Origin of the sequence: cf. Phormidesmis sp. LEGE 11477 (assembly GCF_015207105.1) — a bacterium.
Taxonomy (GTDB): domain Bacteria; phylum Cyanobacteriota; class Cyanobacteriia; order Phormidesmidales; family Phormidesmidaceae; genus Phormidesmis.
In genome coordinates this window covers 17,329-31,815 of sequence record NZ_JADEXO010000027.1, presented here as the reverse complement: position 1 = coordinate 31,815, position 14,487 = coordinate 17,329, and the positions used below count along the sequence as shown (strand labels likewise).

At 49.9% G+C, this 14,487-nt stretch carries 15 protein-coding genes; 6 read left to right on the top strand and 9 right to left on the bottom strand.

The genetic code is table 11. The features are described from left to right. Window positions 1–23: 23 nt before the first annotated feature. Both IQ256_RS10190 and egtD read left to right on the top strand, forming a co-directional pair. A complete protein-coding gene (locus IQ256_RS10190; protein WP_228024747.1) occupies window positions 24–1,301 on the top strand; it encodes an SUMF1/EgtB/PvdO family nonheme iron enzyme in 1,278 nt (425 codons plus the stop codon). Between the two features lie 39 nt (window positions 1,302–1,340). Beyond that, the gene (gene egtD / locus IQ256_RS10185) at window positions 1,341–2,363 is read left to right on the top strand and encodes an L-histidine N(alpha)-methyltransferase (protein WP_193855437.1); all 1,023 of its coding nucleotides are present in this window, start codon (window positions 1,341–1,343) and stop codon (window positions 2,361–2,363) included. Between the two features lie 230 nt (window positions 2,364–2,593). On the opposite strand, the gene IQ256_RS30035 is transcribed toward egtD, so the two are convergent. Then, window positions 2,594–2,716: a hypothetical protein gene (locus IQ256_RS30035; RefSeq protein ID WP_255516196.1), complete on the bottom strand. Its 123-nt coding sequence runs from the start codon at window positions 2,714–2,716 to the stop codon at window positions 2,594–2,596. Between the two features lie 367 nt (window positions 2,717–3,083). Between IQ256_RS30035 and IQ256_RS10175 the strand changes: the two genes are divergently transcribed. Both IQ256_RS10175 and IQ256_RS10170 read left to right on the top strand, forming a co-directional pair. Further along, window positions 3,084–3,350, top strand: coding sequence for a ubiquitin carboxyl-terminal hydrolase 14 (locus IQ256_RS10175; RefSeq protein ID WP_193855436.1), 267 nt, complete (start codon window positions 3,084–3,086; stop codon window positions 3,348–3,350). Between the two features lie 139 nt (window positions 3,351–3,489). Continuing rightward, window positions 3,490–5,148 (top strand): FAD-dependent oxidoreductase, encoded by a 1,659-nt coding sequence (locus IQ256_RS10170; RefSeq protein ID WP_193855435.1) that lies wholly within the window; start codon window positions 3,490–3,492, stop codon window positions 5,146–5,148. 46 nt (window positions 5,149–5,194) lie between these two features. Here the strand turns inward: IQ256_RS10170 and IQ256_RS10165 are convergent, their stop codons facing one another. The 5 genes from IQ256_RS10165 to IQ256_RS10145 form a co-directional block, all read right to left on the bottom strand. Then, window positions 5,195–6,172 carry an energy-coupling factor ABC transporter ATP-binding protein gene (locus tag IQ256_RS10165; RefSeq protein ID WP_193855434.1) on the bottom strand — a complete coding sequence of 326 codons (978 nt, stop codon included), beginning with the start codon at window positions 6,170–6,172 and terminating at the stop codon, window positions 5,195–5,197. 215 nt (window positions 6,173–6,387) lie between these two features. Further along, complete coding sequence (cbiQ, locus tag IQ256_RS10160; RefSeq protein WP_193855433.1) at window positions 6,388–7,179, bottom strand: cobalt ECF transporter T component CbiQ; 792 nt, start codon at window positions 7,177–7,179, stop codon at window positions 6,388–6,390. Window positions 7,180–7,187: 8 nt separating this feature from the next. Further along, window positions 7,188–7,853, bottom strand: coding sequence for a cobalt transporter CbiM (gene cbiM, locus IQ256_RS10155; RefSeq protein WP_193855432.1), 666 nt, complete (start codon window positions 7,851–7,853; stop codon window positions 7,188–7,190). Beyond that, window positions 7,853–8,515, bottom strand: a complete 663-nt coding sequence (locus IQ256_RS10150; protein WP_193855431.1) for a carboxypeptidase-like regulatory domain-containing protein — start codon at window positions 8,513–8,515, stop codon at window positions 7,853–7,855. Before IQ256_RS10150 ends, cbiM begins: the two co-directional genes overlap by 1 nt. Continuing rightward, window positions 8,497–9,459, bottom strand: coding sequence for a DUF4382 domain-containing protein (locus IQ256_RS10145; protein WP_228024746.1), 963 nt, complete (start codon window positions 9,457–9,459; stop codon window positions 8,497–8,499). Before IQ256_RS10145 ends, IQ256_RS10150 begins: the two co-directional genes overlap by 19 nt. Before the next feature lie 222 nt (window positions 9,460–9,681). Here IQ256_RS10145 and IQ256_RS10140 point away from each other — a divergent pair, with 222 nt between their 5' ends. After that, window positions 9,682–9,987, top strand: a complete 306-nt coding sequence (locus tag IQ256_RS10140; protein ID WP_228024745.1) for a metal-sensitive transcriptional regulator — start codon at window positions 9,682–9,684, stop codon at window positions 9,985–9,987. 127 nt (window positions 9,988–10,114) lie between these two features. Continuing rightward, complete coding sequence (locus IQ256_RS10135) at window positions 10,115–10,525, top strand: YidH family protein (protein WP_193855430.1); 411 nt, start codon at window positions 10,115–10,117, stop codon at window positions 10,523–10,525. Here IQ256_RS10135 and IQ256_RS10130 read toward each other — a convergent pair. The 3 genes from IQ256_RS10130 to IQ256_RS10120 all read right to left on the bottom strand — a co-directional run bounded on the left by IQ256_RS10130 (window position 10,522) and on the right by IQ256_RS10120 (window position 14,439). Next, the gene (locus IQ256_RS10130; RefSeq protein WP_193855429.1) at window positions 10,522–13,044 is read right to left on the bottom strand and encodes a DUF6851 domain-containing protein; all 2,523 of its coding nucleotides are present in this window, start codon (window positions 13,042–13,044) and stop codon (window positions 10,522–10,524) included. The two genes, IQ256_RS10135 and IQ256_RS10130, sit on opposite strands and share 4 nt — an antisense overlap. 204 nt (window positions 13,045–13,248) lie before the next feature. Then, the gene (locus tag IQ256_RS10125; protein ID WP_193855428.1) at window positions 13,249–13,671 is read right to left on the bottom strand and encodes a heavy metal-responsive transcriptional regulator; all 423 of its coding nucleotides are present in this window, start codon (window positions 13,669–13,671) and stop codon (window positions 13,249–13,251) included. Between the two features lie 78 nt (window positions 13,672–13,749). Then, on the bottom strand, window positions 13,750–14,439 hold the full coding sequence (locus IQ256_RS10120; RefSeq protein ID WP_193855427.1) for a Uma2 family endonuclease: 690 nt from the start codon (window positions 14,437–14,439) through the stop codon (window positions 13,750–13,752). Between the last annotated feature and the right edge of the window lie 48 nt (window positions 14,440–14,487).

The following is a 14,487-nucleotide window of genomic DNA, read 5'->3' as shown; positions in this document are numbered from 1 at the left end:
TGTTGTTTTATCCTTGCTGACCATTGCAATACTCTGTTCTCTGCCCAGGGCAAAGTTCGCTTATCCCTCCGATTCGATCGGCACTTCGATCGGTACTTCGATCGGCACTCCGAGACTGCCGTCATCAAACGCTAACCCTAGTCAAAGACATCACGCCCCAAATCTTTCGCACCCAGTCGCATCCCGACTTTAGTCCGGTTGGCTGGCATTTAGGACATATTGCCTACACAGAGTCTTTGTGGGTCGCAGAACATTTGGCTGGCTTGCCCAGGCAGTTCTCTCAATACGAGCGGCTGTTTGCGGCGGATGGCTTGCCAAAATCGGAACGGCAAAATCTCCCCGCGTTAGATCAGATCTTGGCCTATCTCCAGGCGGTGCGATCGCAAACGCTTGACTATCTGAACAGCAGCGATCTCGAAAATATTCGCCTTTGGCACTGGCTGATTCAGCACGAAAGCCAGCATGCCGAAACGATCGCGATGGTGCTAGCGATGCATCAGACAAATTGCGGCGCGTTTGTTTATCCGAAGGTTCAACCAGTTTCTTTCTCTGAAAGCAACAACATGGTTCATATCGAAGCGGGCAGTGCAACTGTAGGATCTGATGCACCAGAGGCGATCGACAACGAGCGGCCAGCGCATTTAGTCTCAACAGAAAGCTATTGGATTGATCGCGCTCCAGTAACCTGTGGACAGTATCAGCGGTTTATCGAGGCTGGTGGATATCGGGATGCAAAGTGGTGGAGCCCAGCGGGTTGGCAGTGGCTGAAGTCTGCCAACGTCGATAAACCACGCTACGAATCAAGTAGGGAATCGGGGCAAACGGGCCTGAACACGACGGTTGAGTCTGATTATCCCGTCTGTGGTGTGAGCTGGTACGAGGCGGACGCCTATGCGAGATTTGTAGGTAAGCGGCTACCGACAGAAGCTGAGTGGGAAAAGGCGGTGAGGGTAGAGAAGACGCCAGAGAAGACGCCAGAGAAGACACCGAAGAAGACGCTAGAAGATAGGCGCGATCGCACCATAGATAGCATTGTTCAAGATGGTGTCGTTCAAGTCGGTAGCGTTTGGGAATGGACAGACACCTGGTTTTCTGCCTATTCAGGCTTTCAGCCCTTTCCTTACAAAGGCTATTCGCAGCTTTACTTCGACGGTGAGCATCGAGTGCTAAAAGGCGGCAGTTGGGCAACCCCTAAATGGGTGAGGCGGCCCAGCTTTCGCAACTGGTATCATCCACATCGGCGAGCAGTCTTTGCCGGATTTCGCTGTGTCATCTCATCATCTGAAACTGATCGAAATTGAGTTTGTAGACGGGCAAAAGCAGTCAACTTGAAGGAAGTAATGCTAGAAGAGCAACAGCTAGAAGGACAGCAGCCAAAAGAGAAACAGAAATTAACTATCTCCAATCTAATGGAGTCTGTTAGTTCATCTGAAAAGCCAGGACAAGATGTTGTGATTGGATTGTCCTCTAATCCAAGATATTTGCCCCCTAAATACTTCTATGACCAGCAGGGTTCTCAGCTATTCGAACAGATTTGTGAGCTGCCAGAATATTATCCGACGCGAACAGAAACAGCTATTCTACGAGAAAATGGACGGGCGATCGCCCAAGCCACTGGCCCTTGTGAGATAGTTGAACTCGGTAGCGGCAGCTCTACTAAAACTCGAATTTTGCTAGATGCCTATCAGCAGGCAGGCTATCCGTTGCGCTATTTGCCTATCGATGTCAGCGATACGATGCTTACCGAAACTGCTGAAAAGTTGCTACAGGAGTATCCTCAGCTATCAATTCATGCGATCGCTAGCACCTACGAACCCGCACTCAAAGCCTTACCGAAGAAACAACTGCCCGCCAGGATGATCGCGTTTCTTGGCAGCACCATCGGCAATCTTCTCCCAGAAGAATGCGACAAGTTTTTAGCCTCTACCAGCGAAACTTTAGAAGCGGGTGATTATTTTTTACTAGGGATAGATCTGCAAAAGGAGATTTCTATCCTAGAAGCTGCGTACGACGATAGCAAAGGCGTCACTGCCGCTTTCAATCTGAATATGCTACAGCACCTCAACCAAAGATTTAGAGGAAACTTTGACCTAGAAAACTTCTCCCATGTAGCGAAATACAACAAACAAGAAAGTCAAGTTGAGATGTATTTAGAGAGTATGATGGCGCAAACTGTAAGATTAGAAGACTTAGATCTAACGGTTGCGTTTGAGAAGGGCGATCGCATTCTCAGTGAAATCTCTCGAAAATTGAACTTACAAGAAATGTCTTCAGTACTGAGCCGCCATAAGTTGACAATTGTGAACAACTTTACCGACACGAAACAGTGGTTTGGGCTTCTACTTTATCAGCGTGTAGCATAGAGTCAAGTTCATAATAATTCAGAGATTTTGTCTTCATCGCGGAATGCAATCTCGAATCCTTCCTGAATAAAGTAACGTATCGGCAAAGACCCGACTCATGCTTTAGTTGATGTCCGCTTCGGCGTGCCGTATATGTAGTAGTCATGTTCGGCTGCGCTATCTGTAGGCAATGCCTCAATCACGTGGGTCGGAATATCTGAGACCAGTTCTTCTATGAAGGATGGGAAGGACTAGTCTTGTTCTTTTTGTCGATAGTGTCTTACTCTGGCAAACCGTAAGAAAGTCAGCATCTCTTCTGTGGCATTGTCGGAAAGTTTATCAATCTCTTGGGTAAGCAATTCTTTTGGAGTCATTTTTCGATGCCACTATAAAGCGCTTATGTTTTACAGCTGATGTTTTAGGTTAGCTTAATAGAATAATAACTTATCGACCTAACGTTGTAGGTGATCGCATTCTTAGCGAAATCTCTCGCAAATTCAACCTCGAAGACATAACACAGACCTTAGGCAGGCATCAATTCAACGCCGTAGAAGCTTACACAGACTAACAGTGGTTTGGTCTATTGCTCTGTCAGCGCCGTCACTGACAGCAGCGATACTCTAAAATGCACGAAACTAAATCTCCCGCTTGATAGGTATTGTCAGCCACCACAGGTTGATAATATCTGGCCATATTTCGCATCTTAATTTGTATTGGCTTGCCCCACCCAAAAACAAAACCATGCCACAAACTTCATGTGCTCATACAGACCAAATCGAAACAGTTGAACCTAGCGCCAAAGGCTGTGAAGAATGTCTGAAAATGGGGGACTCCTGGGTTCACCTGCGGCTATGTCGAACCTGCGGCCACGTAGGCTGCTGCGACTCTTCTAAAAATAAGCACGCAAGCAAGCATTTTGGCCAGACAAGCCATCCAATCGTTCAATCTTTTGAACCGGGTGAAGACTGGCTGTGGTGCTATATCGATAACACCTATGTCGATGACTAGCTAGTCGATATCAACTGGTTACGTTTGGCTAGCTGTATCGATAGTGACTGTTCAGTCGCACAGGTTCTAGCCGTCTTATCGCTGGTTGCGCTATAAGGATTAAGTTAAAAAGCACGTTAAGACAATCAAGGATTTTTAGATGGCGGACAAGCCAGTTATTTTAACCGTTGACGACGATCCGGCTGTACTCCAATCGATTTCGCGAGATCTAAGAAAGCAGTATGGCGATCGCTTTCGCATTGTCCGGGCTGATTCGGGTAAGGCTGCTTTAGAAACGACCGAAAAGCTGAAGCTGCGCGGTGATACCGTTGCGCTGTTTCTTGCTGATCAGCGGATGCCAGGCATGAGCGGGGTTGAATTTCTAGAACAGGGAAGCGAAATTTTTCCAGCGGCAAAGCGAGCACTGCTCACGGCCTATGCCGACACCAATGCTGCAATCTCAGCTATCAACGACGCTCGGCTTGACTACTACCTGCTAAAGCCGTGGGATCCGCCTGAGGAAAAGCTCTATCCGGTTCTAGACGATCTGATTCAAGATTGGAAAGCTAGCTTCAAACCAGAGTTCAAAGGGGTGAAAGTCGTCAGCGATCGCTGGTCTCCGCTGTCTCATGATCTGCGTGATTTTCTCTCGCGCAATCAGATTCCCTATCGCTGGCTAGACATCGAAACTAATGAAGAAGCTCAGAAGCTAATCGAATACGCTGACTCAGTGCCGGATAGTTCGTGCTTGCCGCTGGTGCTGACTGCGGAAGGCGAAAAGCTAATCAAGCCGAGCGTCACAGAGCTAGCCCAGCAGGTGGGACTGCAAACCGAAGCGGCTAAACCGTTTTACGATCTAGTGATTGTCGGCGGCGGCCCCGCTGGGCTAGCAGCCGCTGTCTATGGCGCATCTGAAGGACTAAGGACGGTGATGATCGAGCGCGAAGCGCCGGGCGGACAGGCGGGTACTAGCTCTCGTATCGAAAACTATCTAGGCTTTCCGGTTGGGCTTAGTGGAGACGATCTGGCGCGGCGGGCAGTAACTCAGGCGAAGCGATTTGGCGTAGAGATTTTGACCCCGCAGTCGGTCGAAGGGCTGCGGATCGAAGATGACTATCGCATCGTGACGCTAGCTGACGGCAGTGAGATTAGCTGTCATGCGCTGGTTTTGGCGCTGGGCGTATCGTGGCGACGGCTGCAAATGCCGGGCGTCGAAGCATTTACCGGGCGAGGCGTTTACTATGGCGCAGCCAAGACAGAAGCACCTGCTTGCAAAGGGGAAGAGATATACGTAGTCGGCGGGGCCAATTCTGCGGGTCAGGCAGCGATGTATTTTTCTCAATATGCTCGTAAGGTGAATATGCTAGTGCGCGGCGAATCGCTGGTGAAGAGCATGTCGCAGTATCTGATCGACCAAATTGATAGCACTGACAATATCAACGTGATGCCGTTTCACAGCGTTGTAGAAGCGCAGGGTGACGAGCGATTGAACCGTATTCTTGTAGAAGATTCTCGCTCAGGAGAGACGAAGACATTTCCTACTAGCTATTTGTTTATCTTCATTGGGGCGACGCCAAGGACAGAATGGTTAGAGGACACTGTCCAGCGAGACCAAAGAGGCTTTATCTGCACAGGTCCAGATGTCAGCAAAGAGCGGGGATGGCCGCTAGAGCGCGATCGCTTCCTTTTAGAAACGGATGTGCCCGGTGTCTTTGCCGTCGGTGATGTGCGCCATGATTCAATCAAGCGAGTCGCCTCAGGTGTAGGAGAAGGCTCAATCTGCGTGCAGTTTGTCCACAGACATCTAGCGAATGTCTAAAGGCATATAGCCTATGCCGGATACATTCTTCCTTTGCTATGACTCTTCATTTCTGATTGTTCTTGACCTTGCCGCGTTTAGCCTGCGACTTCCCTAGGTCGGTAGCTCGCTCTGTAGCGCGAATGGCGGGCATCTGACCCGCGACTGACAAGCGACGATGATGCGGACGAACGTGAGGAATCAGCGAATGGGGCTTTTCTAATCCGTGCGCCTCCATCAGTTCTGAATCGCCCATAATATCGAGCGGATCGCCATCGGCAATAATCTGACCATTGTCGATTAGCAAGACGCGATCGCACACCTCCAGCACAAACTCTAGGTCATGAGAAGAGATCAGCAGCGTTTCAGCAGACTTTTGCAGGAAGCCGATTAGCCGCCTACGGGTACGCATATCCAGGCTGGCGGTAGGCTCGTCTAGTAAAACGACTTCAGGCTGCATGGCCAAGAGACCTGCGATCGCCACCATCTGTTTTTCCCCGCCCGATAGATGATGCGGCGTCCGATCGGCTAGAAAATCGGTTCCGGTAACCGCTAGCGCCTGGTTCACCCTGCTGGTAGCGGCCTCTGGATCTAGGCCCATGTTCTGCGGCCCAAAGGCGATGTCTTCTCTGACCGTAGGAGAAAATAGCTGATCGTCGGGATCTTGGAACAGCATCGCCACTTCTGGACGAAACTGCCCCGGCTCAACTGGCCGATCGAGAAGAGAGATCTCGCCAGCAGTCGGCGACAGCACGCCACAGAGCAGCATAAATAGAGTGGTTTTGCCACAGCCGTTATGGCCGATAATGCCAAGCCGCTGACCTTTATGAACGAACAGAGAAACATTGTTGAGAACAGGTTCGCAGTTGGGATATTGAAAGGTAAGGTGCTGTGTGGTGATCGCACCGCTTTTTCTAGTACGACTTTCCTCGCTTTTCTGAAGCAGTTCTTTTGGTTGTCTTTCTTCTAGCCGGCCTTCTTCTAGCTGGCTTTCCTTTAAAGGTGTTTCACTGTTTACAGACTGCTGCGTGGAAGCTGGACTCATTGATGACTATCCTTGATGTCTACATTGACCTTACTTTAAGAAGCGGGTTTAAGCGCAGTTTTAAACAGTCTTTTAACTGGTCTTTTAACTGGTCTTTTAACTGGTCTTTTAACTGGGGTAAATAGCTGAGAGAAATAAGAGTTTACCTTCTTCAATACTAGCTAGAAGAGTTCTTAAAAGAGGTTCATATTAAACGGAGTTTAGTCGAAGAAAATCTATAAGTTTGGCGCGGGTAAAGAAAACTCTGCAATCACAAAACCTAGCGCCGTGATCGCACAAAAACCAGTCAGCAGTACGCTGCTGCTATCGACCAATGGCTTTACCATAGGCCGCTTTAGCTGACCGTAGCCACGCAATTGCATCGCCTTGTACACTCGCTCTGAGCGCTCATAGCTGCGGATTAATAAAGTACCAAGCAGCCCTGCTAGTCTCTGTAGATCCCGGCGCTGCAGCCTAAACCAGCGCTGCTGCTGCCCAAATCCTCTTAGCCGCATTGAGCGCTGCATCGTGCTGAGCATATCTGCGGTCTCAAACAGATAGCGATAGGTCAGCAGGGTCATATCTGCAATGAGAGTAGGTAAACCGAGCGATCGCAGTGCCCGCAGCAGAGTCACAAAAGGCGTAGTCCCTAGCAGAATAAATCCTAGCGTCAAGATCGAGAGAAATCGACCGACGATCAGCAGCATACTTTCGAGACCTTCTTGCCGCAAAGCTAGCGCTCCCCACTGCCAGAGAATCATCTCCCCAGACGAGAAGGGCAGTACCAGCACCACCATAAAGATGAACAAACCCGGATAGCGTAGTCGCTTAAGCAAGAAAGAGAAGGGCAGCTCAGAAAGCAGATACAAAATCGCCGTCAGCCAGAGCATAGGCAAGATCAAAGAAAGATGGCTGATAGCAGCAAACGCAAACATCAGCAGGCCCAAGCTGACTAGCTTTAGCCTAGGTGTCCAGGTATGGAGACGCGATCGCCCGCTGACATAAGTTTCAAAATTGGCCATAGCCATGAGTTTTGCTATCTCTCCGTCAATAGTTCTGGCTTTACCCGGTGCAAAAAGACGGCTAGCATCGCCGTGAATGTGCCTTCTAACAGCGCTAAGGGGATGTGGAGAAATAGCAGCGTTACAATCGCCGCTCGCTCAGTCTCAAAGTCGAAGTCAGCAGGTACTGTCGTCACCACGATCCCCGTAAAAATCAGCGCCGCGAGGGCTAGACCTACCGCGCCACCTAAAAAAGCGAACAGACCCACCCTAGTTTTGGTGACCCGCTCGTCTAACAAATCTTTTTTTCGCCTGCCAACCGTCCTCAGCTGAAAAATATGATAGGCCAGCAGTGCTGGAATACCCATCATGCTGGCATTGATCCCCAGGGTTGTCAGTCCGCCATGCCCAACGACTAGCGCCTGAAAAAATAGCCCAATTAAGATCGCCGGAAACGCGAAGTAGCCTAGCACAACGCCTAGCAGGCCATTCAAGACTAGATGCACACTGCTAGGGGGAATCGGAATGTAGATAGAAGAGGCGACAAAAAAAGCTGCCGTTAGCAAAGACGCTTTGGGAATTTTGGCGTTAGGATCGCTTCCTTTATTAATCTGACGGAGCGAATACCAGGTCAAGAGTCCCGTCAATCCATAGCCCGCGATACAGACCTGCGCTGGCACGATACCGTCTGGGATATGCACTAGCGATCGCTCCCTGAGACATTACTCCGGGGAATATTACTGCTTGAAACATTACTCCTGGGCATATCAGAAACAGGAACATTAGCGGTCGAATCGGGCGCGATCGCCGCCGAGTGACTAGGCGCAAGATTGTTCACAGACGCTTCATCATGGGTCTTCTGGGCATTAGCCTTAAAGAAAAGCGCCGTACCTACAAAGCCCCAGATGATGGCCGCCATGCTAATCCACTGCTGCAGCCCCAGCCGAGACAAACTCCCATTGGCCCCATCAGTTGCCACCGTTTGCACCCCCCCATTTCCTAGCTCAAAGCTCGTCGCTTGGCCATGCCCCGCCTTTCTAACCGTGACTTCCCAACGGCCACTCTCTGACCCAGCGGCTATCAGGCTAGGATCAGGTGAGAAGAAAAACCGCCCTTCACTGTCGGTTTGACCGCTGACTACGGGCGTTGACAGGTCTGCAGGCGAATAGACTAAGACCTGTGCGTCGCTCATAGGCTCTCCGGTATCAAAGGTTGCTTCGATTTCAACCGCAGCCGGATTGACCTCAACAACGGCACCGTGAGCCTGAGCGCTAGGCACTTTTAGCAGTACCGAGAGGCCAACCGTCAGGCCCACGCTCAAGCACAATACAGCCGCTAAAGATTTTAATCGATCAGTTCGCAATGGCCCTCCCCGACGTGACCCAGGCTGGGCAACACAGTCTGTAACGTTTGATAATCTGAGGCTGAGAGTGACTGTTCTAACTGCTCACTATCTACATCCACCACGCCATCTTCAGCGAGCTGGGCGATAGGTTCAAAGCCTAACGCACCTGTATTGATTTCATCCGTCGCTGGCGCGTCTGCGTCGCCAAAAATATGGTCGAAGTGGAAAGTTGCCTCTAAATCTGCGGTTTTATCGGCGGTTAAGATTCCTTTCCGAGCGTCGCCGACAAAGTCACCGCAAGTGAAAGCAGGGGCTTCACTCAGCCGAATCTGAAAGTCAATCGGGGTGGCATCAGCGGCGTCGGCTTTGGTCGCACTGCCCACTAGCACCAACGGATAGCCTTCAGCCGGCCCTGATGTCGCCGGGGTCAGCGCCCAAGACAGGGCGTTGTAGCGACCAGCCGGAACCGATTCAATCTCACCGACCAAAACGGGCTCAGCCGTCTCATCCCCATCGGCTAAGTCCACTGTGACTGGTTCACTGAGTTCCACCTGCTGCAGCGCGACGAGTTCACCTTTGCCAGGCTCAAACGGTGGCTCGCTTTGGCTAGCGGTAATATCTGCTAGGGTGACGTAAACGTGGTCAAATTCAATTTCCCAGCCATCTTTAGAGACAAACCCCTGACGAACAAAGTCTTCTCCATTGGCCCGTATCTCTAGCGTTCCAGCAGCATCTGCGGCAGTTTCCGCGCTATCGGCCTGACTGTTGTCTAGGGTGTCTACAGAAGTAGAGGTGTCACTGCAGCCAAACGTTGCGATCGCTAGCGCAGTCGTTATACTCAGCGCCGTACCTCTTGAGACGACTTTCGAGACGCCTTTTAGGGAGGTGCTTAAGAGAATACCTTTTGAGCGAAATAGCCCGTTTTCTTGCTTGATCAAATCTGGCAAGATCCGATTACCCATGCTGTCTTCTCATTTCTGCGATAGAGTTCGACTCATCATGAGACATTGCTTCTAGGCTTTGCAATGCCCTAGGGGGGTATTTGAGAGATAAAGCCTTCTTTAAGAGATCACAATTTTGGAGCTGACTTCGTTATTTTGAACGTAGTGTTGTGTAGAGACACCATTCTTCGCTATAAACTCCTATAAAAACCTTCTATCGTTGATTTTCTCAAATGCTTTCAATTGAACCCACCTAGTCCTCAAGACTCCCATGCTCATATCCATAGCGAGGACTCTTTAAAGAAGCTCGTCAATCGACTATCGCGTTTAGAAGGTCACATTCGCGGCATCAAGACAATGGTTCAAGAAAATAGACCCTGTCCTGATGTTTTGATTCAAGTAGCAGCCGTGCGCGGTGGATTAGATCGAGTTGCCCGAATAATTTTGGATGAGCACTTAAGTGAGTGCATTACCAGAGCCGCTGCAGAAGGCAACATCGAAGAAGAAATAGAAGCGCTGAAAACTGCCCTAGATCGCTTTGTTGTTTAGTCGCTTTGTTGTCTAGAAGCGCTGTTGTTTGAAAGCTCTGCTGTCGAGAAACAGGCTTTGAACCCGCTTTTCGAGGTATGCTGATGCGGTCGTTGGCCTAGGCAAAATTCTCGGTGGGAAATTCTTTATGGACCGACAAAGAGAGCATCAGGCGAATGAGCGAACGTTTCTAGCCTGGCTAAGAACGTCAATTTCTTTGATCGGATTTGGGTTTGCGATCGCCCGCTTTGGCCTCTTCCTACAAGAATTTCAATCCGACAACGGATCTGCTGAGCTTTCTGCGGCTAATTCGCAGCTATTGGGGCTAGGGCTAGTCATTTCAGGGATCGCTATCATTGTCTTGGCCGGCTGGCGCTATAACCAGGTCTTTCATCAGATCGAGCGGGGTTCGTATCGCCCCGACCGTTGGACCATTTGGGTATTAACAGCGCTGATTACCTTGCTAGGCATTCTGAGTATTCCCCTCTTACTGGGCCAGCGTTCTGCTAGCCCAGCAACGTCTATGTCTCATCCTGTGCCGAAGAAGCAGGTGCCCTAGACAAACTCGACTTGAACCACCATATCGTCAAAATCGCGATCGCCGCCGCCCGCTAAATCTTCAAAACCGAAAGTGTTGTTGCCAAATAGGCGAACATGGTCGACGCCGTCTGAGTTCGCTCCGATAAACGGAAAGTAGATATCAGGATCGTTGTTGGCATCGCTATCTAGAAGCTCATCGACCGTCCCTTCTACGATCAAGAACGGCGCTAGAATTTGACCAGTCGCTAGCGTTTTAGAAAATACGCTAGTGCTGTTGTCGTCTGCGAACAAAGCCACATCAGCAATTCTGTTTTCTAACGCTGCTTGAACATATTCTGTTGTATCTGCAGGAAAAAAGCTATTGCCCATAGAGTCAGTAATTCTGCCGGTGAGGTCATCGACAGCGTAGAATCCAACCACGCTGCTAAAGGCCGCTTCTCTACGAACCGTAAAAGTCGCCTCAACATCAGCACCTAGCCCCGTAAGAGACTCAGTAAGATCTAGAACTTCAGCTTCAGGGCTGCCCTGTAAATGGGTTCCAATTGCCGCCCAGCTAGATGGCGAAGCAGTTACGTTTAGTCCAGCCAGCGCCAGGTTCAAGCTCGTGGTCTGGTTGATCTGCTCAGTAGATGCGATTGAAATCTGGCCCTGCTCACCTCTTAAAAAGCTATCGACCGTGCCGCCTTCTACAGAGAAAAAGCTGATATAGGTGCCTGCTAATAAAGAGCGGGTGCTAAGCGCCGTCAAACTAGACTGAAAGTCTGCGCTCTTAGAGAGCATAGAAAAAAGCGTAGAAGACCGTGCCAGGGCCGCCGTCAAATAGCCGGCCTCACCCGGAGAAAGCCCATCTACACGGCCCGTCTGGTCATCGACGATGAAAAATCCCACTTCCGCATCAGGGCTAAATCTATCGGCTTGAAAATCAAGCGTGACAATCTCAGCACCAGTTGCGATCGCCTGCGCTTTGTCCCAGGCGCTGTTCGCCACCTGCCTGCCGAGCACGCGAGCATTCAGATCGCCATCGTCAAAGTGAATTCCACCGTAGATCCGTGAAAGACCTGCCTCGTCAGCCGCTTCTGTAAAGGTGTCCCAAGATAGCGTCACTTCACCTGCTGGCGTTAGCCAATTTTCAAAGCGAGAAGACCCGGCTGCAAACGTAATTATCGCCTCAAAATCATCACTGCCTGTAAAGCGCCTCAAGATTTCTGCACCCGCCGCGCTAAAAGAGCTATGGCCCGAGGTATACTCCGAGAACGGCGGCGAGGGATGACCGCCAGGCGTCTGATAAGTGATAAAGTTGTCCGCTAGAATTGTCTTTGTTCCGTGACCCGGCCCACCCCAAGCCTCAATCACATAGCCCGTTTCGCCGGTAATTTCATCCTTTCCCGTGGTGGCGCTATTCAACAGCCCCAGTTTGCCTAGCTCTCTGATGGCGCGAACAGGACGAACGTAGTCATAGAAGACTTTCGCTTCCCAGGTGGCGATACTGGCATCAAAAATGGCATTGCTAAGGCTAAAGAAAAGCAGCGCGTCTTCATCTACGCTGTGGTTGTCTCTAGCAGAAACAAACTCTCCAAACGTGTGCCAGGTTCCAGGCGGAAACGAAGTGCCGCCAGCGTCTTCCCAGAACTCGGCGATTAGCTTTTGCTCGTCAGTAAGATTGGCGCTAGCCGCGACGACCCGCTCAGCCTGATCGATAAAGGCTTGGTTGATAAACTTGCCCGCCTCGCCAGCAGCGCCCACCATATCAGCCGTAATTGCTCTAGTAGTTGTCTCTCCTGCCAGGGTAATTGTGCCGTTCTCTAAGTCGACAGTTGCATCTACTAACAAAAAAGGCTCAGGCGCTTCGGGGCGCAGAGCATCAGGCGACGATAGCGCGAAAGGAGTGACGATAGACCACTGAGGCGTCAGAAAAGTTTGGTGCTGCCCTGAGAATCCAGATGCGTTTAGGGTAGTCTTAATGGCATCGATGGGGATAGATTCGGACGTCCATTTTTGTAGATCAACAATGTTATTTGCATCTACGTTAACGGGCTGGTATCCAGTAGTATCGGCGTATCCATTGACCTGATTGGAACCGTCAGCTCGGCGGAAAACCATCAGGGTCTCAGCCGAGACATTTCCAACACCCGCAGCAGTGCTAGTATCTGTCGTATTGTTGTTGACATCTAGACCCAGCGAGGTCATAAGCTGATCAAAGCGAGCTATGTTTTCGCTGTCTGGAAAGAGTTCTGAAAGGACTCTATAGGCAGCGAAGCTCATCGCTTCGATCTTGTTGTCAACGGTGTGTTCTGAATGGGGCCTTTGGAGATCGTCTCCACTTTGGGTAGCAACAGACTCCAAACTATAGGCAGACCAGGCATCGAACATAGCCGTATGCATGATTGCGTAGGCGCGAGAGGCAACGGTTGGCCCAACGTTAGTATTGATAACGGCCTGCTGCACGATTCTATCCCACTGAACCGAGACGGTAGGAGAAGCATCCTCAACCGTGACATATTGAGTATCTGGATCTATGGCAAGCTGAATATCAACCATTACTGTTTTTTCCTGCAAGGAGCATCTTTTGATCAAGCTTCCCCGCCGTATATTTACTAGTAAACTAGTAGAATTCTCTACACCAAAACTTCAAAATCACTAGTCAAAATCACCATATACCTATAGCCATACATAGCTAGCGATACGAATGTAGCCACCGCTAGCTGATCACTTTTGCAGCAGCAGCTTTAGGGATAAATTTCTTTAAGAATGAATCTCTACGGTGTCAATCAGCGGACAGATATCGTCTGACTGCGGACTTGGCTGGGTGGCAATCCACTGCACTTGATACTGTTCTAGCTCTGTTTTCAGTTGACTCATGCTACGGATTTGAGCAGCGAGCTTCTCAATTTTTTCTTGAAGCAGCGATCGCACTAATCCACAGGGCACCTGTCCACTTTCGGATACGGCTAGCACCTTTCTAATCTCTTCTAGAGAAAATCCCAAAGCCTGCGCTTTTTTGATAAATAGAACCTGCTGCACCGCCGCTGGTGAATAGTAGCGATATCCATTGCTGCCACGCTCAGAAGTCAATAACTCCAGCGTTTCGTAATAGCGTAGAGCACCGATTGCAACGCCTGTTTGATTTGAGATTTCACCGATTTTTAAGCGCGTTTTGGGATTCATTTCAGATGTTTTAGTGCCCCAAAGTCAACAAAAGTACTGTTTGAACTCAATCGTCACAAATCAATCTCACAGACATGATCACAAATCGTCTGGATTGACGCCGAGCGATCGCAATTTCTCAGCTAGCTTGTCCGCCCTTTGCTTAGCCGATTCTGCTTCCTGCTTAGCCGATTCTGCTTCCTGCTTGAACAGTTCAGCCTGCGCGATCACCTCTTCGTAGCTTAGAAAAGGAGTTCCATCCGGTCGAATTAGCTGTAGCTCATCACCTGTCGTATCAAACCGAATTTTGAGCAAAGGACTTTCCCATCCAGCCATTTCTGAGATATGAGCTAGGCCAAACTCACCTCGTAAAAATCCGCTACAGAGATGGCTTTCAGTGTCATACAGATAATATTCCTTGACACCATGCCGCTCAAAGAACAACAGCTTTTGCTCCATCTCTCGCTTGGTATTACTCGGTGAGAGAATCTCGAAAATGACTTGAGGCGCGACGTTCTCTTCTTGCCACTGCTTGTATGAAGGTCTTTTGCCCTTGGGTCGGCCTAGTGCCACCATCACATCTGGAGCAACCGAAATATCGGCGCGGCCTTCGATCGGATACCAAAACAGATCGCCTGCTACAAAGGCATCTGGCAGCAGCCAGTTCAAATTCTGCTGAATGATAACAATCCAGCGATACTGCTCTGTATTACTCGCCATCGGCTGATCGTCAGAATCGGGGTAGAAGATTTCTGCTGCTTCATTCGATTTGGATAGTTGAGAAACCATAGCGCGTCAGGCTAGCTTCACTATCTAGTATACGACTTTGAGTTCTAG

What these genes read in the sequence shown, in the direction of transcription:
- egtD (WP_193855437.1), top strand. Translation starts at nt 1,341, where the DNA reads ATGCTAGAAGAGCAACAGCTAGAAGGACAGCAGCCAAAAGAGAAACAG.
- IQ256_RS30035 (WP_255516196.1), bottom strand. Translation starts at nt 2,716, where the DNA reads ATGACTCCAAAAGAATTGCTTACCCAAGAGATTGATAAACTTTCCGAC.
- IQ256_RS10175 (WP_193855436.1), top strand. Translation starts at nt 3,084, where the DNA reads ATGCCACAAACTTCATGTGCTCATACAGACCAAATCGAAACAGTTGAA.
- IQ256_RS10170 (WP_193855435.1), top strand. Translation starts at nt 3,490, where the DNA reads ATGGCGGACAAGCCAGTTATTTTAACCGTTGACGACGATCCGGCTGTA.
- IQ256_RS10165 (WP_193855434.1), bottom strand. Translation starts at nt 6,172, where the DNA reads ATGAGTCCAGCTTCCACGCAGCAGTCTGTAAACAGTGAAACACCTTTA.
- cbiQ (WP_193855433.1), bottom strand. Translation starts at nt 7,179, where the DNA reads ATGGCTATGGCCAATTTTGAAACTTATGTCAGCGGGCGATCGCGTCTC.
- IQ256_RS10145 (WP_228024746.1), bottom strand. Translation starts at nt 9,459, where the DNA reads ATGGGTAATCGGATCTTGCCAGATTTGATCAAGCAAGAAAACGGGCTA.
- IQ256_RS10135 (WP_193855430.1), top strand. Translation starts at nt 10,115, where the DNA reads ATGGACCGACAAAGAGAGCATCAGGCGAATGAGCGAACGTTTCTAGCC.
- IQ256_RS10130 (WP_193855429.1), bottom strand. Translation starts at nt 13,044, where the DNA reads ATGGTTGATATTCAGCTTGCCATAGATCCAGATACTCAATATGTCACG.
- IQ256_RS10125 (WP_193855428.1), bottom strand. Translation starts at nt 13,671, where the DNA reads ATGAATCCCAAAACGCGCTTAAAAATCGGTGAAATCTCAAATCAAACA.
- IQ256_RS10120 (WP_193855427.1), bottom strand. Translation starts at nt 14,439, where the DNA reads ATGGTTTCTCAACTATCCAAATCGAATGAAGCAGCAGAAATCTTCTAC.